This window comes from Paenibacillus cellulositrophicus, from assembly GCF_009363095.1.
Taxonomy (GTDB): domain Bacteria; phylum Bacillota; class Bacilli; order Paenibacillales; family Paenibacillaceae; genus Paenibacillus_AQ; species Paenibacillus_AQ favisporus.
Genome location: NZ_CP045295.1, coordinates 6,507,058 through 6,527,962 on the forward strand (window position 1 = coordinate 6,507,058; position 20,905 = coordinate 6,527,962).

Genomic DNA, 20,905 nt, shown 5'->3' on the forward strand with positions numbered 1-20,905 from the left:
GGGAAATTCCCCTTACCTCTGCCCAGGCGTACGGCTGTTTATATCCATGTGCTCCCTCATGGTTCATCCCATGTTTCCGCCAGTCGCACACAGTCCATCTATGTAGAATGATACCTTATTGTGCTTACAGGCACAATGGGGAGTTTTGAGAATGATGCTTATGTGCCGCCGTTTCTTTTAAACACGATGTAATCCATTTTTGTCTCAACCAGCACCATCAGCTGCTGCGCCATATAAGACGCCGTGTATTTAAAATCAACCTCTGCCCAGTGCATAATGACCCCCACCGTGGCCGACATCCGGTAGCTCAGCATGATTTCGTAGTCGATCGGCGGCTCGGTCGGTTCCATTTCGATATGCATGTCCTTCCGCATCGACTCCCTGAGCCTGTCGTACATGTCCATCGCCAGCTTTCCCCGTTCGACTCGTGATAAGGCCAGGAACACATCTTTATGCTGTTCGATATGCTCAAACAAGCGCAGCCCCGATGGGTAGGTCATCGAGGCTTCAATTCGCTCCAGGCCCTCATACGGCTTGACGAGCAGTTCGGCGATGCCCTGCAGAAACTCGTCGTGGATTTCCTTGAGCAGGTCTTCCTTGCTGACGAAATGCTTGTAAAAGGTGCCCCGGTTATAGTCTGCACGGGCCGCGATATCGATAATAGTCACCGAATCGAAGCCTTTATCGAGAATTAAGGAAACGAGAGCGGATTTGAGCGCCTGCCGGGTTCTTCTGGCTCTGCGGTCAAGAATGTGTTCATCTGTCAAAATGCATCTGCCTCCAGCTTGTCGTTTCTCCTATTATAACGCAAGTTGGGATGCCGCCAAAACGCAGAAAATCATCAACAAAGAGAAGGTAAATGTTCAAGATTGTCATGGTTCGGTGACATACGGCGGCAATCTGTTGGATAGATGACATTATTTCGAAATATGATTATTGTGTAAACAATTAATAAGGGTGTAACCTATACATGTAGCAGACATGAGCTATAAAGCCTTTAAATCATTTTATAAACTTTGTTGAAAAGGAAGCGATTCAGTCATGAGTCAAACACAAACGAAAACTGCAGTCATTACCGGCGCGGCCGGCGGAATCGGGAAAGAGCTGGCACGGCGTTTGGCCGAGCGCAATCTGAACCTCGTTCTGGTCGATTTGAAGGAAGATGCGGTCAAGAGCGTCATCGAGGAGCTTGGCCTGAACGATACCAATTCACTGGCGATCGCTGCCGACGTATCCAAAGAGCAGGACGTGCAGAACTATGTGAACCGTGCTGTTGAAAAATTCGGCACCATCGATTACTTTGCGAACAATGCAGGGATTGAGGGCCCTACCGGGCTGATTGAAGAGCAATCGGTGGAAGCGCTTGATCTGGTATATAACGTCAACGTCCGCGGGGTGTTCCTGGGACTGCATTATGTTATTCCAGTTATGAAAAAGCAGAATTCCGGCGCAATATTGAACACGTCTTCGCTTGCAGGCCTGATGGGTGCGCCAGGAGTGGCCCCATACATTATGTCCAAGCATGCCGTGATCGGCTTGACGCGCGTTGCTGCCAACGAGCTGGCTTCGCTGGGCATCCGGGTTAACGCGGTTCTGCCTGGAACGATCAACACCCGGATGATGCGGCAAATTGAGGCGAACTCCGGCAATGCGGAAGCGTACAAAGCCGCCAATGAAGCGGCAACACCGATGGGCCGTTACGGCGAGCCGCAAGAAGTAGCGGCGGTAATGAACTTCCTCCTCTCCGATGAAGCTTCATTCGTTACGGGTTCCCTGTACACGGTAGACGGCGGGATGGTCGGTCAGTAATCACGACAACCGTATTCGTCCCAAAAAAATAGAGGAACGAATGTTCTGGGAATTTATTGACAATCGAGAGAAATAACGATATATTGAGTTCAACATAGTTAATGGAAGCGGGAGAAGCACCCTGCAGGAAAGGCGTCATGCCTTACTTGCGGGGTGCTTTTTTTGTCCATTCATTATGAATTTTGATGATTTGGGGGAGAGATGAAGATGACGTATGTAAAAGTTTTATGGAAAAACAGCTTGGTGACGGTTTTATGCTGTACGGTCGCGTTGTTCATGCTGGGTCCGGTTAAGGCGGACGCTGCATCGGACAGTGCTTGGGACGCCGCTTTGCAGAGTATTGGTGTGCTTCATGACAGCTATAAGGCGCTGGATGAGGCCAACAAGCTGAAGAAGCAGCAGATTCAAGTGCTCCGGAAACAGAATGATGACCGGTTAAAGTCTGTCAATGCGAAGGTGCAGGGGATCGACAAAGCCAAGATCGACAAGCTGAAATCCGAAGCCGATCAGGCCCAGAAGAAATATCAGCCGCTGCTTAATGAATATACAGACCTTGGGAAGAAGGCGGCGGATGCGAGAAAGCGCAAGGACCAGAAGGCCGCGCTTCAGTACGATCTGAAGCGCAACCAGATCAAGGCTTCGGCCAGTGCGGCCCGTGCGGAAATCAAGAGCCGTAAGGATGCGCTCGCTGCCGCAAAGAAGGAAGCTTCGGCCAAAGCCAAGGCGGTGAAGGATACGTTGGCGCAGGTCCAAACGTTAAAGAAGCAGGTGACTGCCGAGAATAAGAAGATTACGGCAGCGAACAGCACCCGGAGCGCGTCGGACAAGCGGTATAAAGCGGCAGTCAAGCTCGGGAACGCGATCACAGCCACGGCTGAGCTGACCGTGATGTATAAGGAACTTGGTAAAATCAGCGCCTCCCTCAATCAAATTTACCAATGGGAGAAGCAGATCGATTCCGTCATCCGGACAGCGGAAACGAAACTCCCCAAGTCTTGAAGAACAAGCGTGTATGTTCTTGAGAAGTACGTTCTGCCAAGGGGAACTACTCCTTTTTCTCCGGTTCGGGTGCTGCGGCCGGCTGCCATAGGATAACATGCCGGGTTTTGCTCCATTTTTCATAGAACAGCTGCGGCTCCTTCTTGAATACGCAGATGACGACATGAATAAAGAAGACGGTATTCATGGCGAACACAATGAGTCCCAGGATCATGCGAAGGACTGGCGGAACGGTGTCAAGGGAGCCGGCCAGAACCCGGTTGGCTCCAAAAAACAGCCAGTAGAGGATTCCATATCGAACCACAAGCGATTTAAGGGAGATTCGCTCCCCTCCATCGGCAAGACGGATGCGGACAAGCCATTTGCCGGGAGTCAGACCTCCAGTCAGCCAAGGTACCAGCATGAAATACAGTCCTGTCGCAACCCAGAAGGAAGCCGGTACATGCAGGATATGCAGAATGCCAAGCAGGATCGCCCAGACGATCCCGTCCGCCATAAAGGCGATTCCCCGCCGCGTATAGGTCACCCGCTTGGCGGCCCGGTCGATATTGGCATCCAAATGCTCAATGCGGGGAAGAAGGCCGGATAACCATTCGGCTGCCAAGAATCCAAGCAAACCGCCGAGCGTGTTAGTGATCAGGTCATCGACGTCGAATACCCGGTACGGGTGATCGTAGAACCCGAATATTCCGGTGAGCTGGGTCGTCTCAAACAGCAGCGACAGCAAAAACGACAGCAGAATGGAAAGTTTCCATCCCGTCCGGAAATAATAACGGAGGATCATACCAAACGGCACGGTAAGAAAAACGTTGAACACCACTTGAAGGAAGGCGCGTTCCGTAAGCAGCCGCAGGTACGTCGAGGGCTGCGATGACACGACGGACGTTTCTTTCAGGATGTCGTGAATGAAATTCAGCGGCACCAGCTGAAGCGCCCCTCCGGCCATGGCGGGATTGTGCCGTGAAGACGGCAGCGGAAGGATGACCAGAAACAGTGCGTTGAGCAGGTACAGCAGGAACAGGTACAGCACAAACGCCCTGATTTTATGGATATAACCGTGTCTGCGGTACTGGACGACCATGAAGGGAATGGTAAAAAATAGTGCCGCAAAGGGGAAAGACAGAAATGCATATGAAATTGGAAATACATACGAATGAAACACGACTAAACTGCACCGCCTTAATTTCTTTATGTTTTCTTTCGGCCTTGCCATCGGCTGAATGTACATCATAGCATATGTATGATCGGTTTCTGGTTAAATTTTGTTTAAAAATCATAAAGAATCGTGAAGCAAATGCAGAAAATTCGGCTAAATTTCTATCAGGATGCTTAAGCAAAATGTTATACTTGAACTTATGGTTTTTGTTCTAATACAACAAGATTCAGCAGGAGGATATTTGATGTCACAACCAGATGGGGTTTCATTGCAGAAAAAATTAAAACCAAGGCACATCAGCTTGATGGCCATGGGCGGAGTCATCGGCACCGGCATCTTCAAAGGTAGTGCCGAAACGATCGGTCTTGCCGGACCGGGCGTCATTATCTCTTACGTCTTCGCCGGGCTGCTGCTGCTCGTCGTCATGGGAGCCATGGCGGAAATGGCTACCGTTTACCCGGGTAAAAATATGAAGGACTTCGTCCGTGAGGCCTTTGGCGAGAGAGTGTCCTTTATTATGGGGTGGATGTACTGCTTCCTGTGGCTTTCCGTGTGCGTCATAGAGATTATAGCGGCCGGCAGCTTTTTGCAGTATTGGTTTCCCGGAGTACCGTTATGGTTGCTTAGTCTAGCCAGCGCTGCCTTCATTATTCTGATTAATCTGATGAGCGTGGGAAGCTTCGGCGAGTTCGAATTTTGGCTGGCGGGGATCAAAATCGCCATGATTATCGTCTTTATCGTTTTAGGGACATGCTTGATCTTCGGGATCATTCCGAGCGGCAACACGCCGTATCTGCATAACTACTCGGCGGCCGGAGGATTTCTGCCCAACGGATGGACGTCCATCTTTTCCGCTTTGCTTGTGGTCATGTTTTCCTACGGGGGCTCGGAACTGATCGGTTTGACATTGACGGAAACGGAAAACAGCGAAAAGGTGCTGCCCAAAGTGGTGCGCAATTTTATTTTGCGGATCATATTATTTTTCACGCTGCCGATCCTCGTGATATGCGGGCTGATTCCCTGGAACCAGCTCGGCCCTGAGTCGAGTCCGTTTGTCCAGGTACTGACTGCGACCGGCTTATCCGGGGCGGCGGATCTCATGAATTTTATTCTGGTTACAGCAGTGCTGTCCGCAGCCAACTCGGGAATTTACGGAGCTTCACGCATGCTCCACTCCATGGCTGCAGCCGGCGAAGCATCGCCGGCTCTTGCCCGCACGAACCGGAGGGGTATCCCGGTAAATACGCTGTTATTGTGTGCCGTGATCTTGATATTGGGATCCATGCTGGGCATGTTTGCGCAGGATCAGTTGTTCCGCGTGTTAATGGCTGTTCCGGGATTTTGTGTCCTGCTGGTCTGGATTTGCATCTCCTTGGCACAAATTAAGCTGCGGAAGTCGTATCCGGTCGAGCCATCCTTTAAGGTTTGGGGGTACCCTTATGTTACGTCTGCCGTCGTGGCCTGCTTGGCAGTAATCGCGGCTATGTTTTTATTCGATGCGCAGAACCGGCTTAGTATCGGCGTATGCATTGCCGTACTTATCGTGCTGATTATCTGGTCGATGATCCGGTTTTCGAGGACAGGAAGAAGCAAGTAAGCGAAAGAAAGCGAATGATGCGCTTATGAAGCGGTTTGGATTGTCTCGTATGACCCATCCCATTTGATATTTTTATCAAGACTATCGAATTTATTGAAACCTGGAGCTGCCTCCGTCCGTCTAAGATGGTAACGGAGGTGCAGCATGAAGAATACGATTAAAATCAGTTCGATTCTGCTGGCGCTGGCTATAGCTGTTGCGGTAACAGCATGCAGTGACAAACAGGAAACGGCGCCGGGTACGCCGCCAGACCAAATGGATGAGCAGAACAATCCGTCAACCCAGCCTGGGAATGCTGAACAGGTACCGTCCGTGAAGGAAGGAACCGGAACATATACCGGCCAGGCTGATCCGCATACGGTGGAGATTGTGGTTGACGGCAAGCCTACCGCTTTTCAGTTTGATGACGGGCTGGATCAAGCGGTAGCCGATTTACAGGAGCAGGACCAGGTGCAATTCAAATACGAGGAAAAGGCTATTGAAGGCGAGGATACGCTAAAGCAGCTCGTACTGACCGAAATTAAAAAATCGGACAGCGTGCAAGGAGCAGGCCAAGGCGGCGAAAGCGACACATCCGGCAAGGATTCATCTTCCAGTGCTTCGGCCGGCGGCCAATCTGATTCAGGGGACTCTAAATCATCCGCAAGTAGCGGCAGTGTCAGTAAGCGCCCTGCCGAGGGCAAACTGGAGGTCACCTTGGAAGGCAACGACGAAGTGCGGCCCGCCAAGCTTGTTCAGGCTGAAGGGTACTCGCTGTATATTCCCGAACAGTTTTCTTTTGATGCGGGCAAGCATCTGCTGTATATGAACGTTGACCACGAGTACTCGGTCCGTATTGAGAAGCTGCCTGCAGATTTCAATTTGGACCAGCTGGAACTGCAAGGGAAGAAAGAGCTTAAGCCGTATGGCGAAATCAAGAAGCTTGGGGCGGCAGACCTTACCGGTCCGATGAAGGACGCTCTTATCTTTTTGACGGCATTCGATTCTTCGGGAACCCATGAATATATCGTGAAGGAGCTTGACGGCAGCAGATTTGTTTTTCATGTCACACAGCCGCAGAGGGAAGCTTCTGAAGGTTTTGGACCACTGGCGTTTGCAGCGCTGAATTCGATCGAGAACGAATAGCTTTTAAACGAAAAGTACCGTTGTTTGTACGGGAATTTGCAGGGATAAGAAGAAAAACCGCCATCTGGCGGTTTTTTTTGCTTACGGTTTATTGTTTTGGGGTACGCCGGGAACCGGCTGACCCAGGCCACGCAGTGCGAATAACAAGCTCTGCGATGAGAAGCAGCAAAGGAATCGTGATAAACACGCTGATCCGGTAGCTGACCGGGTACGGACTTCCGGCAAGCGTGCGGATCGTCCACGTGAGGACGTGTACAACCAGGTTTGTAAAGCAGAAAGCATAGCTGCGAACCATCCACTTTCGGTGGCTGGCCATTTGCTTTTTCCTGATCTGAATTACAGCGATCACCGTGAATGCCGGCCATAGCATCGTTAACAGATTAAACGCAATGCTGACCGACCTTCCTCCCGTGGCGACCGGTGCCATATAACCTGAGGTGAGGCCAACCAGCATGACGCAAATGACATATAAATATCCGTTGAACCGGTGGAATTTTATGTGTCTGATCCGGATTCGTGCTGCGAAGTTGACGGCTCCGCAGATCATGGCCAAGCAGGCCAATCCGGCATGGATCCTCATGACGATCAGCCACAGCTTAGGGTTCAGGGGATGGTTCAGGTCCGTTTTGAAGCCGAGAAAAGCCGAGGCCTGGGGATCCTGAATGATCTGCATATAGGCGACATATAAAATAAAGGCGATCACAACGATTAGCATCAGGGCATAATAGCGCTTGCTTTTTGACATGGCATAATACTCCGCTCCGTTTGGCGATAATGTTCGAATCACGGCTGTGCCAGTAGACGAACTTCGTTCGGAAATTTATGCTATAGGAAAACGCTTTTGGTTGCAACGCATGTTTGGTGTCGTTTTTGTGACGGAATGGATATTATTAGAAAAATAATATTTGACAGAACAGTACAGAATTAAGTATGCTAAGAATCAATCCAATCATCAAACCTATGAAAGGGATGCCTAAACATGAGTAAAAGCGGTAGACCCCGTGAGTTCAAAGACACAGCCGTCATCGATGCCGCTGTGGAGGTGTTTTGGTCACAGGGATACGGGGCCTGCTCAACAGACGATTTATGCAAGGAAACCGGTCTCGGCAGAGGAAGCCTGTATAATGCCTTCGGGAGCAAGCATGAGCTGTATGAGCAGGCGCTGATTCGGTACCATCAGGTGGGGATTGAGGCGCAATTGGAAATCCTGAACAACGACGCTCCGGTAAAGGAGCGGCTGCAAGAGCTGTTGGAATGGGAAATCCGGGAGGGCTCGACAGCCAAGGACCGTGGATGTTTGCTTATTAACGCGTCGGTAGAGCGTGGAAAGACTGACCCGACTGTTGAGCGGATCTTCAAACAGCATGTGGCGCTGCTGGAGCAGGCTCTCGAGAAAACGATTCGCGAAGGACAGTCCGCCGGCGAAATTTCCCGTGAACGGGATACATCGGAGCTGACGGCTCTGTTCCTCAGCTGCTGTTATGGCCTGCGTGTGATTTATCCGGGGACTATGAACCGTGCGTTGGCCCGGCAAATTATTGAAGGCACGCTTGCGGCCATTTTTTAGCAGAATCCCTGGGAGTCAGAGATTTATTTAAACTATCGTATGCCTATCTAAATCATTGTTTGCTGTTGTGTTCGTATTCGAGCTGCCGCTTTGCGCTGGACGATGTTCACGCGATGGACGCGGCTGTGTTTTTTGAACAATTTTGTACTAGTTGTTACAAAAGTGGGATGTAAAATTAGCCGCAAAGTTATAACCGATTGAAAAATGGAGGTGAGGCATAAGTGAAGACGGGAGCAAGGTGGAGATATAGAGAACACACAGAGGAAATACAGTGAGGAATAAAGATGAGATTCCGAGGAGCTTTCGAGTAGATTCCGAGGAGTTGTAGAGGAGATGCAGAGAAAATTTAAAGAAAATACAGAGGATGATTCCTAGGTGAGATGCCTAGAGAGATCCCTGTGTCTAATTTTGTACTAATTGTTACAAAAATAATGGATAAAGGAGCTGTTTGCATTGCCGCTTGCGATTTATGTATTGGGACTGATGATTTTCTCCATGACGACTTCCGAATTTATGGTGGCTGGAATCATGCCTTCGCTATCAGAGGAGTTTGGTGTATCTGTCGCCGCCATCGGATATCTGATATCCGCTTATGCTGCGGGGATGATTATCGGCGGGCCTCTATTGACAGTCGGATTGTTAAAAGTGCCGCGCAAAAAAGCCTTCCTGGCATTGTCCACCGTGTTTCTGATTGGGCAGACGCTGGGAGCGCTCGCGCCGAACTATGAGCTTATGATGGCGGCCAGGATTATTACCGGGATTGCTTCGTCGGCCTGCTTTGGCGTGTCCATCGCGATTGCACTCACCTTGGTCCGCCCGGAAGCAAGCGGCCGTGCCGCCTCCATTGTACTTGGCGGATTGATGGTCGCGACCGCTGTGGGGCTTCCCGCCGCCATGCTGTTTGACCAGTATCTCGGCTGGCGGGCGAGCTTCTGGGCTGTCGTCTTCCTTGTGCTGATTTCGGGAATAATGGGTCTCCTGCTGATCCCGAAATCACCCAAGGAAGAGGCTGAATCGATCAGTCTCCGCGGCGAATTCGCTGCATTCAAGAACCGGCATTTATGGGCGGCCTTTGCAACCAGCATGCTGATCATCGGGGCGACGTTTGCGGCATTCAGTTACTTTTCACCGATACTTACCGATGTAGCGGGCTTCAGAGCATCCATGGTGCCGCTTCTGCTCGGGGTTTACGGGGTGGCAACGGTCATCGGCAACACCATCACCGGCAGACTGGCCGACCGGTACATGATGCCGATTATGACCATCGGCCTAGTCGTGCTTACGGGCGCGCTGCTCATGTTCGGCCTATTTGCCGCACACCAGGTCGTTGCGGTTATCGCCGTCATCGTGATCGGCCTGGTCGGGGTCTCCATGAATCCTCCCATGGTGACCCGAGTGGCGAGAGCTTCGAACGGTGGCTCGCTCGTCAATACGTTCCACGTCTCGGTCGTCAATTTCGGCATTGTCGTCGGTTCCACCATTGGCGGGCTCACGATCGATCATGGCTACGGCCTGGCATCACCGTTGTGGGTTGGTGCGGTTCTGGCCGTGCTTGGCCTGCTGTCGCTGATTCCATATTTGAAAAAGATCCCGGCTCCAGCTGATTCCGCAGCGGTTCCGGAAAAAACCTGTGCGTAAGCGTGAAGAACTGGTCCGGTTACGTTGTCAGAGTCTGCAGGTTCCTGCTTCCATCGTTCCTACCCGCTTCAATCATTTCCATTTAAGTCATGAACGGCTACAATAAAGGAAGAGCGAGCACCCGTGATCGTATCTAATTTCATATCCAAAGGAGAACCCGTAATTCATGGCAACGATTCGAGAGCTTCTGACGGAAGCGGATCTGCAGGAGGCCGAGCGCAGGAAGCTTCCCATACGCGTGTTTAAAGATGACCATTTGATCGATTCAGATACGCGGATCATCCGGTTCACCGACTCCACGGTGATTACCCAGTCCGGTGTAAGTGATGTTACTTACCACTCGCGTAAAGAATGCCAATTTTATGAGATCCGCAAATAGATTCGATTACACTGCCCGATAAACGCTTAGGCAGAGCCACCGGTGCTCTGCTCAGGCGTTTGTTTTTTTTGGCATCAACCACCCATAGACCGAAATATATATAGCCATGCCGGAATTGATATTATCTTTCGTCTTCAAGCCGCTATAAGATAAAAGTACCGGTTCGGGTTTACAGGCAGGTTACAGGACCTGCGGAAATTTATGAATATAGGGAGAGATCTAGAAATGGAACAATCACACTTGAATATTGGAATCATCCTTGGCAGCACTAGGGAAGGGCGGGTCAGCCCGCAGGTCGGAACATGGCTCAAGGAGCTGGCCGACGGGCGTGGAGATGCGGAGTACCACCTGATCGATTTGGCTGATTATCCGCTGCCGTTCCTCGGACATCCCGGCGGAGAGGACGCCATCCAAAACTGGGCCGCGGTCATCGGTCGCATGGACGGATTCGTGTTCGTCACCGCGGAGTATAATCACAGCATTTCCGGTGTATTGAAAAATGCGATCGACCTGCTGCGGGATGAGTGGGGGAATAAAGCGGCAGGCATCGTGAGCTACGGGTCCACTGGAGGCGCCCGGGCGGCCGAGCATCTGCGCGGCATTCTTGGGGAGCTGAACGTGGCGGACGTCCGCATTCACCCGACGCTGTCGCTCTTTACCGATTTTGAAAGCTTTAGAACATTCAAGCCGGCCGAGCTGCATCATAAAAATGTCAACGGCATGCTGGATCAAGTGATTGCCTGGTCCGCGGCTCTAAAGACGATTCGGGCATAAATTCGATTGGATATGTTGAAAAACGCACAGAGGAAGCGATTAGACGCTGCCTGAGTGCGTTTTTTTGCTGTATCTCCGAGTGCTAAAGGAATTCGCCGCGCTCAGGTGGTCATGGAGTATTGGGTGCTGGGAACATGGAGATCGACTTGCTGCAGACGGTTTACAGCTGATTCTGGGGAATCACGAACAGCCAAGCTGGACTTACGGCGACTTCCTGACCAACTCGATAAAATCGCTGAGTGCCCGGGAGATCCACTTCCTCGGATGGGTCATCAGCTGCAGGCTGAGCCGCAGATCGGGATGACTGAACGGAAGTGGGGCGAGCAGCCCTCTGCGGATTTCATCGTCTGCCGCCATGCGGGGCAAGAGGGAGATTCCTGATCCCGCCATGACGCAGCGTTTGATCGCTTCGGGGTTTCCCAGCTCCAAGCCAAGCCGGCATGGGATTCCATGCTGCTTCAGAAGCTTCTCCAGCATGACCCGGTAATTACAGGTTTCTTCCGGCAGAATCCACTCGGCATCGTACAGATCTTGAAGACGGATGATCTCTCGATCTGCTAGTGGATGTCCTGGCCCTGCAATGAGAACGAGCGGTTCCTCGCGGACCGTCTGCCAGTGAAGCGCCGGATCCTCCGGTTCGTTATCGAGAATCAGGCCGATGTCCAAATCTCCCTCTTTGACCCTCTGGACGAGAAGGTCCTCCCGGTCCGTCCATAATCGGATGGACAATCCTTCGTACTGCTTGCGCAGCTGCTGGATCAGCGGGGGGAGAAAGTAAGCGGCGAGGGAATCCATCGTTCCGACGGAGATCGTGCCACCTCCCTCGGTCCGAAGCTTCTCCTTCGATTCATCGAACAAATCAAGCATTTGTACCGTAAGCTTAAGCAGCTCTTCCCCCGAGGAGGTCAGCCGAACCCCCTTGCCGAAACGCTCGAACAGCTGCGTATCGTATGCTTTCTCCAGCTTCTGTATTTGCGCCGTAACACTCGACTGCGCATATCCCAGCACTTCGGCCGCCCGGGTAAAGCTTTTGCGGTGCGCGACCTCGCGAAAGGTATGAAAGTACGTTAGGTCCATGCTATTCATCTCCATGGTATCAATATTATCGATGATGCTCATCAACTATTATAGATAACACTGATAATAATTCCTATGCTAAATTAGAGGCACAACCTATAGAGGAGGTCATCGAAAATGATCGGAAGAGATGAACTGCATGGCGTTTTGGTTCCTGTGGTCACGCCATTTTTGCCAAGCGGAGAGCTTGATTTGGCATCATACACCCGTTACGTGGAAAAGCTGGCTGAGCATCATATCAACGGCTTGATCATAAACGGGACGACTGGAGAGGCTCCGACGGTACGCTGGGACGAAGTCGTACAGCTCACCCGGGCCACGCAGCAGATTTTGAAAGAAAAGCAGCGAAGCATCCCGGTGATCATCGGAACGGGAACCAACGACACGTTGACGACCGTGCAGCGGACGGAGCAGGCCGCCGCCTTAGGGGCGGATGCCGTCCTCGTTGTGGTTCCCTATTACAGTAAACCGTCGCAAGAAGGGATCATCGAGCATTTTCGCCGGGTGACGGAAGTCGGGGTACCGGTTATTGCTTATGAGATCCCTGCCCGTACCGGGGTCCACTTAACGATGTCTACGGCCAAAACCATTATGGAGATGGAAGGTATGATAGGAATGAAAGACAGCTCCGACGGCCTGGAACTGGTTACCGAGTTGACTCGTCAAGATGCGGGGGCGGTGTTATGCGGTGACGACCTGTACTACCATGCCAAACTCAGCCAAGGGGCGAGCGGGGGGATTCTGGCTTCGGCCAACTTGTACACAGATATCTTTATTGAGGTCCATGACCTGGTGCAAAAGGGGATGGTCATGGAAGGCAAACGATCTTTTGACCGTGTCGTCCCGCTCATTCGCAAACTGTTCCAGGAACCGAATCCCGCTCCAATAAAATGGGTGCTGGCTACTCAGGGTGTCATTGCTTCAGATCACCTTCGGCTGCCGATGACACGTATATCCCAGCCGCTCCAGAATGAACTGGCCCAACTGCTGACAGGAATCGAAGCAGCGCAGAACTAAAACCACGGACGTTAGCATGAAAGCGGCCATCCATCCTTCAAAGGAAGGGCGATGGCCGCTTTCTTGCTTCCCGTATCAGACGCCTGATTCCAGATCCAAGCGCCAGTCATTGCAGTGCATAAAGCTGCCTTTCGGGTATTCAAAATCACATTCACCCATGAAAGCGAAGCCGAGCTTCCGGCAAATCGCATTGGAACCCGGGTTATCCACGGACGGAAAAGCGTGCATAAATCGGTGCTTCCTCTGCTGTTTCGCCTGCTCGATCACGGCTGCTGTCGCGGCCGATGCAATGCCCCGCTGTTGAAAGGAAGGCAGGACGCCCCAGCCGATCTCATAAATGGTCGATCCCTGCCAACCACTCTCCCAAAATCCCGCATTGCCTATTGGCACCGGATGATCTGCCAGCCATATGCTATACATGCAGCCGTTCCCGAGGGACTGAACCTCAACATATCGCTTATGGCGCTTCTCGACCTGCACGTCACTTTCCGGGCCGCCCAGATGTTCCAGCATCTCTGGAACATTCAAACGATAGAGCAGCTCCAAATGCAAATGGTCTTCCGACCAGGGCCTGATCTGTACTTGCAAACCCGCCATATGATTTCCCATGGATGGTTATCCCCCTCAAATATAATCATGGATGAAACTTGGAATAAGAACCTATGTTCCTACTATATATCAAATAAATGGAAGTGTCATGTTTTTTTTATGCAAGCTTTACGTTGCGGCCGCTAGTTGGCCCTGAGCGATCAAATTTCAGCCGGCATCCCCGCGAGATCGAATTCCCGGTGACGGGCATAAAGACCTGTTTTGCGTATGCGTCCAAGGTCCCGTGTGCTTAGCAGGCATGATCCCATATAATTGAAGAGAGCGCCTCCTTCATCAGGAACCCGGCTTGTTTTCGGGGAAGGGCTTTTTTTGTTGCATTCATGATCCATGGTCCATCATCAGGTAAAAGTCAACAAGAACACTTCATACGTGATCAATGGGTGTCCAGCGATGAATGGATGGTGACTATCAAGAGGATGGTGAAGGAAATCAACCATTTATGGAAGGGAGGTGATAACGATGAGTACGATTCACATGCTGGTCGGCATTCCAGGAAGCGGCAAAAGCTTCTATGCCAAAAATTTGTGCAAACATGAGCGGGCCGTGGCGGTTTCGACCGATTCCATCCGGGAGCGGCTGTTCGGCAGCGAGTCCAGGCAAAAAAATTCGTATCTGGTGTTTGACGAGGCTTTTGCCGAAATAGACCGTCTGCTTGGGGAGGGCCGCAGTGTCGTATTTGACGCAACCAACGTGAGCCGCGACCGCCGTGTAAAGTTTCTGAAGAAATTCAAGGATGTGCCTGTCGAAGGCCATGTGTGCGATACGCCGTATGCGACGGCCAGGCAGCGAGCGGGGACGCGCAAACGCCGGATCGACGACGCAGTGCTGACGAAATTTGCCAAAAACTTCGAGTTTCCGGTCATGGCCGAAGGGTTCCAAGCGCTGCATATCGTGCACAGCTCAGAGGATGTGAAGCTGGACAGAAACCAATTGGAAAAACTGCTCGCAGAACGTCCAGGTCACGATGAGCTTTTTGCCTATTTAAGCGCCTGCCCGCATTTTTCCGTCATGCTTGGGTACGACCAGGAGAATCCCTATCACTCCAAAACCCTGTCTGAGCACACCTACGCCGTGCTTGCCTATATCAATGCGCAGTACGAAGGGGATGACCTGCTGGCGATGCAGTATGCGGCGTTGTTTCACGATGCGGGCAAACCGTTCTGTAAGGTCTGGAAGGAAACCCGCGGCTATTACTCCTATTTCGGCCACGAGCATGTCTCTGCGGCCATTGCCTGTCATGTACTGAAGGAGCTCGGATATGATGAGGCATTTGTGTTGAAGGTTGTGTATATGGTCAGCTTTCATATGGAAATTCTTCACGGGGGAGACGCAGGAGCGTCAAACATTTATCATTTGCTAGGCGGGGATCTGCTGGCCCGGTTGTATTTTTTCGCGGAAGCGGACACGAACGGCAAATAAAGAGGTGGTTTCATGAAAATCAAATATCCGAAAACGATGCATCTTCCCTGGTCACGAGGATACACCGATGATGACAAAATTTTGCGCAGCACGGACCATTTCGTGGGAAAAGAAGTGGTGATCACCGAGAAAATGGACGGCGAGAACACCACGATGTACCCGGATTTCATTCACGCGAGATCGCTGGACAGCAAGGATCATCCGTCACGGCATTACGTCAAGACGCTGCACGGCGGCATCAGGTACTTGATTCCGGAAGGGTATCGTCTCTGCGGGGAAAATGTGTACGCCAAGCATTCGCTCGCTTACGATGCGCTGCCTGGATACTTTATGCTGTTTTCGGTGTGGAATGAGCAGAACCTGTGCCTTTCCTGGGATGAGACGGAAATCTGGGCGGATCGGCTTGGAATACCTACGGTGCCGCTGCTGTACAGGGGCATATGGGACGAAGAAGCGGCCAAACGGTGCTACACGAAAAAGTCCTGCTGCGGCGGGGAACAGGAAGGGTATGTTGTGAGGCTGGCATCTTCTTTCCCTTACGAGCAGTTCAGGCAAAGCCTGGCCAAATTCGTGCGGAACAATCATGTCCAAACGGATGAGCACTGGCTCAGCAGACCGGTCGAGCCGAACGGACTCCAACCGTGAAGCTGCTGAAACAGGGGGGGGCAGACAATGTAAGCTGAGGAGCTTTATGTACAGAGTCTAAGCATGATCTAGATTACTTTAGCGGATTGCAGTTATAAGCTATATTTGTTGTTCATAGAAAGATGAAATGGATATGGAAGGTGGAGTTGGTCATGTAATTCTCAAGCAGCAGTACCCACATCGGAGGAAATTGACGGGTCTTGAAATTATATTTTTTTGAGCTATAGCTTTGAATACATATTTGAATACATAATAGAAGATTTAGAATAAGTAAAAAATGCGAACATTCTATCATGGAGGGGACGGTATGCCGGGATGTGCAGGTGTTGCGCTGTATCATACGGAACGGATTGGGGCGATGCAGGCTTTTGCCGCCGGGGAGGCTTTTTTTGAAAAGATCGACAGGGCTGTAACAGGGACGAGTTACTATGAGCTTTTGGAGTACGGAGATCATGAAGGCGATCACGATCTGGTGGAAACTTCCCCGGAGCAATTACGGGCGAAAATCGGCACTGGAGAGGCTGAAGCCTTCTGGATGTACAGCCAGCAGCGCGGAACTTTGCCATGGGACGCCGCTTTTACTTATCATACGAGCGGATACGGCAGTTTCCCGCATATCGCCGCTTTTTGCGACAGCCCTCCGGAAGACACATATTCCGTTCTTAAAGAATGGCTGCGCCATATGGCAGAACAGTTCACCTTTCCTTATGCAATCATATACGAGGCGAGAAAAATGACGGATGCGATGAGCTACGCCACAGGGGACAACGGAAAAACCGCATTCCCTTATGAAAAAGCGTTTGCCTTCAACAAGGAGACCCCCGGCTTATACGGTGGACAAGCCCGCTATACCGGCAGCAAGCTGAGAATGGTTTACCCTGCCAATGTACTGAACGGAGAGCATCTCAACATCGGGATTGCGGGTACGAATCTGGAAAACTGGATACAGAGCAGCCATGATCATGGTATACTTTACCGGGTGGGCGAAGAACGATGGATGTGGGAAGTCGACCCCGCGAAACTTGAACAGGTGAATCAAATCTGTGGAGAGGCGGGTGCCTTGATCGCCTGGCAGCCCCGGCAGTCGAAGAAACCGCGGCGCAAGCTGCCTTAATCGCATCGATCACACTCATTTACATTTCATCAGGACCCGGAGGATGGTATGTCACGACCTTTATTCCCGCGCTTAAAAGGAAACAGCAGGGGCTGTCTCGCCTTTGAGCCTTTTTTTCTTATACCGTACAGTATGGTGAGCACCTACGCGACGCTGTATATGTACGAGCTTGGCATCGCCGAAACCAGCATCGGCTGGATCACTACGATCGGCCTGATCGTTCAGGTGTTTTCTTCGTTTATCAGCGGTTATTTGACCGACCGGATGGGCCGCAAATCGGCCATCCTGTATTTTGACCTGTTCAGCTGGAGCTTGGCCACCATCCTGTGGGCGGTTTCGCACAATGTGTGGTTCTTCCTCATGGCGGCGCTCGTCAACGGGTTTCAGCGCGTGCCGCATACCGCGTTTTACTGCTTGATCGTCGAGGATACGAAGCCCGCCGACCGAACTTACGTCTTTACGCTGCTGCAGATTATTAGCGTGATCGGGGGGCTGTTCGCTCCGCTCGGCGGACTCCTGGTGGATCATTACGGCCTTGTGTCCGGCACACGCATCATGTACGTGCTTGCGTTCCTGATGATGACGTTCCAGTTCGTGGGGCGGCATCTGTCGACGCGCGAAACCGAAATCGGCCAGAGAAAGATGCGGGAGACCCGCGATCTCGGGCTGAAGGAAAGCCTGATCGATTATGGCGGGGCGATTCGCGACATTGTAACGAGCAAGTCGCTCATGCTGATCTTTAGCGTATATATTTTGTTCAACTTCCAGGCCACGATGAAAACGACTTATCTGTCGCTGTACATGGCGGATTACCTGCATGTGGGAAGCGGGCTGATTTCCCTGTTCCCAGCGGTGTCCTCCGTCATTATGCTGCTGACGCTGTGGCTGCTGATGCCCAAAATACCGGAGCACGCGGCGAACCGCTCGATGATGGCTGGTTTCTTCCTGTCGGTCGCTTCAAACGTCATGCTGGTGCTGTGGCCGACGTCGAACCTGGTTTGGATCGGGCTCAGCACGATTTTGGCCGCCGTAGGGCTGATGATCAGCTCGCCCTATTTGGAAGCAGCCGTGCAGAACGCGATCGACGATGACAAACGGGCAAAAGTGTTCTCCATGCTGTCCGTGCTGATCCTGCTGCTTACATCTCCGGCAGGCATTATCGGCGGTTGGGCGTACAAGCTCGATCCGCGGATTCCCGTGTGGCTTGTGGCGGCTGCGTTCGCCGGCGCCGTTCTTCTGATGATGCTGCATCAGCGGCGGGAGAAGAGCCAAGAGACGCAGGCTGCGCTCCGGCAATAAGGTTAACATAGCAAAGATCCCCTGCCGTATGTTCGGCAAAGGGATCTTTTTTGAAGAGATCAGAAAGTATAAGTTTCGGAGGCTCCGCTTCCTGATCTCGCAAGAAAAACTTCCTTTAGACGCGGTCTGTCTTCTCTGAAGGTACGTCGATAGACGTTTTTCTTATTCGTTATGAAAAGCACCTAAGGTGCAGTAATATTCGCAGTCGGTTATTTGGACGGTTGTGGCGATACCAAAATTTTGACTTGGCTTTTCTCTTTCAGCAGCGCCTCAAAGCCCTGTTCGACGATCTCGCTTAAAGCAATGCGCTTCGTAACGAGCTTATCAGCCGCGAAATAGCCCTGCTGCATCAGGCTGATTACAGCCGGGAACACGTCCCGGTAACCGATGATGCCGGCGATATTGCGTTCCTGCATGACGATCTGGTTCGGATGGATCGGGGCTTCCCGTTCGAAAATGCTGACAATCATAATTTGACCGCTGATTTTCGTCGATTGAATCGCTTGGTTCAAGACAGCCGGGACGCCTGTAACTTCATAGGCAACGTCCGCGCCGCCTTGTGTGAGGCGATGGATTTCTTGGACGACGTCAACGTCTGCAGGGTTGAGCGCGATGGCCCCCAGCTCTTCCGCCTTGCTCCGCCGCTCAGGCGATAGTTCTACGGCGTAGATTTCCGCAGCACCCGACGCTTTCAGCGCTTCGATGACTAGCAGGCCGATCGGCCCCGCCCCGAATACGACCGCGCGGTCGCCCACCTTGAAGCGGCTGGAACGGACGGCATACAGCGCAACTGCCGACGGCTCGACCAAAGCGCCCTGCTCGTAGGAGACGCTGTCCGGAATATGATGAACCATATGCTCATCGGCCGCCACGTATTCGGAGAAGCCACCCCCGCCGCCGGCGAGTCCCAGGAAGCCCATTTTTTCGCAAAGGTTATATTTTCCCTGCTTGCAGGCGGCACAATGTCCGCAGGCGAACACAGGCTCAACAACGACCCGGTCGCCGGCTTTGAAGCGGGTCACGCCTTCGCCGACTTCCACGACCTGGCCGGAAAATTCATGTCCCATCACGACCGGGGCTTTCTCACCGGTTAATGGATGAGGCGCACCCTCCGGAATGAATATCGGCCCGGCGGCGTATTCATGCAGGTCGCTTCCGCAGATGCCGCACCATTCCACCTTGATTTTGACCTTACCTTGGAGGGCCGAAGGCTCCTCAATCGTTTCCACGCGCAAATCTTTCACGCCATGCCATCTCAATGCTTGCATGAATCCGTCATCTCCCTATCAGGCAGTAAATAATATGGCGAGCGATATATCGAAAAATAGGAAACGTTTCCGATCCATATGATGTCACATTCTATTCTGCGTGTCAAATCATTTTTTAGGGCTATAGCGGGTGTTTTTAACCATGGTGCGAATGGAAGATTTACATGTCTATGTATAGAAATAAGCTGGGGTTATGCGTTGATTGCAGCGTCTGTCGGCTAAGCTGAGGCAACGGAATGGCGGGTATGTTATAATATATACTGAAAAAGAAAAAAATGTCTTCCGGATAGGAAACGATTCCGAAGTGAGAGGGATTAATTCGCATGTCCAACAAGAAAAAGGTGACCATTGAGGACGTCGCCAAGCAGGCGGGCGTCGGCATCGCCACCGTCTCCAGGGCGCTCAACAACAGCGGGGGAATCAGCGAGAAGACGAAGGCGAGGATCATGCAGGTGATCGATGAAATGGGCTTTGTCCCCAACACGTCGGCCCAAAGCCTCAAAATCCGCCAAACCCACCAGATCGCGCTTGCCGTGCCGGATATCCGCAACGCGATCATTCCGGATATCGCCTGGTCGGTAGAGCAAGCCGCCAAGCAGCATGGATACCGGGTGGTGCAGATTAATACGCTTGGCAACGCCCGTCTGGAGCTGGAGACGCTGCGGGAGATCAAGAAGCTTCATGTGGACGGCCTCGTCCTGATGCCGCTGGCGTATCCCAAGCAGCTGGAAAGCTTGATTAACCAGGCGAGCATCCCGGTATCCGTCATCAATTACGGCAAGAAGCTCAGCCCGGATCTAAAGGCGGATATCGTGGGTCTCGCCCGCCAGGAAGGAAGGCTGGTCATGGAGCATCTGCTCCAGATCGGACGGGCACGGATTGCTTACGCAGGCGCGCCCAAGGACAAAATTGAAGAACGGTACCTGGCATACGAACAGTCGCTTAGGCATGTCGATGCTTCGCTGGTTTATTTCGGGGAAGATTTTTCGTTTGAGACCGGACGCCAGGCGGCCGATTATTTTTACAGCCTGAAACATATGCCGGACGCGATTTACGCCGTCAACGACATGGTGGCGATCGGGATCGTTAACCGCTTCAAGGAGCTTGGTATCCGGGTACCGCAGGATGTGGCGGTGGTCGGCATCGACAACAACTTGTGGGCGACCGTAACCACTCCGCAAATCAGCTCGGTGTCCATCATGGGCAGCGAAGTCGGCCGGCTGGCGGCAGAGCTGCTGCTGAAGCGGATCCAGTCGCACAATCCGCCGGATTACGAGCGGGTGGAGTTTGAGCCGCGTCTCATCGTAAGGGAATCCAGCGTTTCAATGACGCAGTATTCGAATAAATAACATAAGGAAATGCTTCGGCACACATGGGAAGGGGACAGGATGATGAACGAAGAAATCGGCGCAC

The 20,905-nt window shown here is 52.0% G+C and carries 20 protein-coding genes and 1 riboswitch; of the genes, 14 read left to right on the forward strand and 6 right to left on the reverse strand.

The annotated features are described in order from the left end of the window. Positions 1–13 precede the first annotated feature (13 nt). A riboswitch (ZMP/ZTP riboswitch) is annotated at positions 14–97 on the reverse strand. Positions 98–158: 61 nt separating this feature from the next. Beyond that, positions 159–767, reverse strand: a complete 609-nt coding sequence (locus GCU45_RS29680; protein WP_152402616.1) for a TetR/AcrR family transcriptional regulator — start codon at positions 765–767, stop codon at positions 159–161. 274 nt (positions 768–1,041) lie between these two features. Between GCU45_RS29680 and GCU45_RS29685 the strand changes: the two genes are divergently transcribed. Together GCU45_RS29685 and GCU45_RS29690 are read left to right on the forward strand one after the other, a co-directional pair. Beyond that, entirely contained in the window at positions 1,042–1,809 is a 768-nt protein-coding gene (locus tag GCU45_RS29685) for an SDR family NAD(P)-dependent oxidoreductase (protein WP_152402617.1), read from the forward strand. A gap of 207 nt (positions 1,810–2,016) precedes the next feature. Continuing rightward, positions 2,017–2,808, forward strand: a complete 792-nt coding sequence (locus GCU45_RS29690; RefSeq protein ID WP_152402619.1) for a hypothetical protein — start codon at positions 2,017–2,019, stop codon at positions 2,806–2,808. 46 nt (positions 2,809–2,854) lie between these two features. Here GCU45_RS29690 and GCU45_RS29695 read toward each other — a convergent pair whose 3' ends face one another. Continuing rightward, positions 2,855–3,970, reverse strand: a complete 1,116-nt coding sequence (locus GCU45_RS29695) for a VanZ family protein (protein WP_152402621.1) — start codon at positions 3,968–3,970, stop codon at positions 2,855–2,857. A 238-nt stretch (positions 3,971–4,208) separates the two neighbouring features. On the opposite strand from GCU45_RS29695, the gene GCU45_RS29700 reads away from it, so the two are divergent. Beyond that, a complete protein-coding gene (locus tag GCU45_RS29700; RefSeq protein WP_152402623.1) occupies positions 4,209–5,561 on the forward strand; it encodes an amino acid permease in 1,353 nt (450 codons plus the stop codon). Between the two features lie 144 nt (positions 5,562–5,705). Continuing rightward, positions 5,706–6,686, forward strand: coding sequence for a hypothetical protein (locus GCU45_RS29705; protein WP_152402625.1), 981 nt, complete (start codon positions 5,706–5,708; stop codon positions 6,684–6,686). A gap of 88 nt (positions 6,687–6,774) precedes the next feature. Here the strand turns inward: GCU45_RS29705 and GCU45_RS29710 are convergent, their stop codons facing one another. Next, positions 6,775–7,431 (reverse strand): DUF2306 domain-containing protein, encoded by a 657-nt coding sequence (locus tag GCU45_RS29710; protein WP_152402627.1) that lies wholly within the window; start codon positions 7,429–7,431, stop codon positions 6,775–6,777. A gap of 234 nt (positions 7,432–7,665) precedes the next feature. Between GCU45_RS29710 and GCU45_RS29715 the strand changes: the two genes are divergently transcribed. The 4 genes from GCU45_RS29715 to GCU45_RS29730 all read left to right on the forward strand — a co-directional run bounded on the left by GCU45_RS29715 (position 7,666) and on the right by GCU45_RS29730 (position 11,044). Then, positions 7,666–8,253 carry a TetR/AcrR family transcriptional regulator gene (locus GCU45_RS29715; protein WP_152402630.1) on the forward strand — a complete coding sequence of 196 codons (588 nt, stop codon included), beginning with the start codon at positions 7,666–7,668 and terminating at the stop codon, positions 8,251–8,253. Positions 8,254–8,706: 453 nt separating this feature from the next. Further along, positions 8,707–9,891 carry an MFS transporter gene (locus GCU45_RS29720; protein WP_152402632.1) on the forward strand — a complete coding sequence of 395 codons (1,185 nt, stop codon included), beginning with the start codon at positions 8,707–8,709 and terminating at the stop codon, positions 9,889–9,891. Between the two features lie 166 nt (positions 9,892–10,057). Then, positions 10,058–10,270, forward strand: coding sequence for a hypothetical protein (locus GCU45_RS29725; RefSeq protein WP_076167490.1), 213 nt, complete (start codon positions 10,058–10,060; stop codon positions 10,268–10,270). A 225-nt stretch (positions 10,271–10,495) separates the two neighbouring features. Continuing rightward, the gene (locus GCU45_RS29730) at positions 10,496–11,044 is read left to right on the forward strand and encodes an NADPH-dependent FMN reductase (protein ID WP_152402634.1); all 549 of its coding nucleotides are present in this window, start codon (positions 10,496–10,498) and stop codon (positions 11,042–11,044) included. A 201-nt stretch (positions 11,045–11,245) separates the two neighbouring features. Here the strand turns inward: GCU45_RS29730 and GCU45_RS29735 are convergent, their stop codons facing one another. Then, positions 11,246–12,121 (reverse strand): LysR family transcriptional regulator, encoded by an 876-nt coding sequence (locus GCU45_RS29735; RefSeq protein ID WP_152402636.1) that lies wholly within the window; start codon positions 12,119–12,121, stop codon positions 11,246–11,248. A 117-nt stretch (positions 12,122–12,238) separates the two neighbouring features. Here GCU45_RS29735 and dapA point away from each other — a divergent pair, with 117 nt between their 5' ends. Beyond that, a complete protein-coding gene (dapA, locus tag GCU45_RS29740; RefSeq protein ID WP_152402639.1) occupies positions 12,239–13,138 on the forward strand; it encodes a 4-hydroxy-tetrahydrodipicolinate synthase in 900 nt (299 codons plus the stop codon). Positions 13,139–13,213: 75 nt separating this feature from the next. Here dapA and GCU45_RS29745 read toward each other — a convergent pair whose 3' ends face one another. After that, positions 13,214–13,747, reverse strand: coding sequence for a GNAT family N-acetyltransferase (locus GCU45_RS29745; RefSeq protein WP_152402641.1), 534 nt, complete (start codon positions 13,745–13,747; stop codon positions 13,214–13,216). Positions 13,748–14,206: 459 nt separating this feature from the next. Between GCU45_RS29745 and GCU45_RS29750 the strand changes: the two genes are divergently transcribed. The 4 genes from GCU45_RS29750 (at position 14,207) to GCU45_RS29765 (ending at position 18,224) form a co-directional block, all read left to right on the forward strand. Beyond that, positions 14,207–15,166: an AAA family ATPase gene (locus tag GCU45_RS29750; RefSeq protein ID WP_152402643.1), complete on the forward strand. Its 960-nt coding sequence runs from the start codon at positions 14,207–14,209 to the stop codon at positions 15,164–15,166. A 12-nt stretch (positions 15,167–15,178) separates the two neighbouring features. Then, the gene (locus tag GCU45_RS29755; RefSeq protein ID WP_105443449.1) at positions 15,179–15,811 is read left to right on the forward strand and encodes an RNA ligase family protein; all 633 of its coding nucleotides are present in this window, start codon (positions 15,179–15,181) and stop codon (positions 15,809–15,811) included. Between the two features lie 307 nt (positions 15,812–16,118). Next, complete coding sequence (locus GCU45_RS29760; protein WP_152402645.1) at positions 16,119–16,925, forward strand: hypothetical protein; 807 nt, start codon at positions 16,119–16,121, stop codon at positions 16,923–16,925. A gap of 48 nt (positions 16,926–16,973) precedes the next feature. Continuing rightward, complete coding sequence (locus GCU45_RS29765) at positions 16,974–18,224, forward strand: MFS transporter (protein ID WP_152402647.1); 1,251 nt, start codon at positions 16,974–16,976, stop codon at positions 18,222–18,224. A 209-nt stretch (positions 18,225–18,433) separates the two neighbouring features. Here the strand turns inward: GCU45_RS29765 and GCU45_RS29770 are convergent, their stop codons facing one another. Next, positions 18,434–19,492 carry a 2,3-butanediol dehydrogenase gene (locus tag GCU45_RS29770; protein WP_152402649.1) on the reverse strand — a complete coding sequence of 353 codons (1,059 nt, stop codon included), beginning with the start codon at positions 19,490–19,492 and terminating at the stop codon, positions 18,434–18,436. A 323-nt stretch (positions 19,493–19,815) separates the two neighbouring features. Between GCU45_RS29770 and GCU45_RS29775 the strand changes: the two genes are divergently transcribed. Then, positions 19,816–20,841, forward strand: coding sequence for a LacI family DNA-binding transcriptional regulator (locus GCU45_RS29775; protein ID WP_076167468.1), 1,026 nt, complete (start codon positions 19,816–19,818; stop codon positions 20,839–20,841). Positions 20,842–20,905: the final 64 nt, after the last annotated feature.

What these genes read in the sequence shown, in the direction of transcription:
- GCU45_RS29685 (WP_152402617.1), top strand. Translation starts at nt 1,042, where the DNA reads ATGAGTCAAACACAAACGAAAACTGCAGTCATTACCGGCGCGGCCGGC.
- GCU45_RS29690 (WP_152402619.1), top strand. Translation starts at nt 2,017, where the DNA reads ATGACGTATGTAAAAGTTTTATGGAAAAACAGCTTGGTGACGGTTTTA.
- GCU45_RS29700 (WP_152402623.1), top strand. Translation starts at nt 4,209, where the DNA reads ATGTCACAACCAGATGGGGTTTCATTGCAGAAAAAATTAAAACCAAGG.
- GCU45_RS29705 (WP_152402625.1), top strand. Translation starts at nt 5,706, where the DNA reads ATGAAGAATACGATTAAAATCAGTTCGATTCTGCTGGCGCTGGCTATA.
- GCU45_RS29710 (WP_152402627.1), bottom strand. Translation starts at nt 7,431, where the DNA reads ATGTCAAAAAGCAAGCGCTATTATGCCCTGATGCTAATCGTTGTGATC.
- GCU45_RS29715 (WP_152402630.1), top strand. Translation starts at nt 7,666, where the DNA reads ATGAGTAAAAGCGGTAGACCCCGTGAGTTCAAAGACACAGCCGTCATC.
- GCU45_RS29725 (WP_076167490.1), top strand. Translation starts at nt 10,058, where the DNA reads ATGGCAACGATTCGAGAGCTTCTGACGGAAGCGGATCTGCAGGAGGCC.
- GCU45_RS29730 (WP_152402634.1), top strand. Translation starts at nt 10,496, where the DNA reads ATGGAACAATCACACTTGAATATTGGAATCATCCTTGGCAGCACTAGG.
- GCU45_RS29735 (WP_152402636.1), bottom strand. Translation starts at nt 12,121, where the DNA reads ATGGACCTAACGTACTTTCATACCTTTCGCGAGGTCGCGCACCGCAAA.
- dapA (WP_152402639.1), top strand. Translation starts at nt 12,239, where the DNA reads ATGATCGGAAGAGATGAACTGCATGGCGTTTTGGTTCCTGTGGTCACG.
- GCU45_RS29745 (WP_152402641.1), bottom strand. Translation starts at nt 13,747, where the DNA reads ATGGGAAATCATATGGCGGGTTTGCAAGTACAGATCAGGCCCTGGTCG.
- GCU45_RS29750 (WP_152402643.1), top strand. Translation starts at nt 14,207, where the DNA reads ATGAGTACGATTCACATGCTGGTCGGCATTCCAGGAAGCGGCAAAAGC.
- GCU45_RS29755 (WP_105443449.1), top strand. Translation starts at nt 15,179, where the DNA reads ATGAAAATCAAATATCCGAAAACGATGCATCTTCCCTGGTCACGAGGA.
- GCU45_RS29760 (WP_152402645.1), top strand. Translation starts at nt 16,119, where the DNA reads ATGCCGGGATGTGCAGGTGTTGCGCTGTATCATACGGAACGGATTGGG.
- GCU45_RS29765 (WP_152402647.1), top strand. Translation starts at nt 16,974, where the DNA reads ATGTCACGACCTTTATTCCCGCGCTTAAAAGGAAACAGCAGGGGCTGT.
- GCU45_RS29770 (WP_152402649.1), bottom strand. Translation starts at nt 19,492, where the DNA reads ATGCAAGCATTGAGATGGCATGGCGTGAAAGATTTGCGCGTGGAAACG.
- GCU45_RS29775 (WP_076167468.1), top strand. Translation starts at nt 19,816, where the DNA reads ATGTCCAACAAGAAAAAGGTGACCATTGAGGACGTCGCCAAGCAGGCG.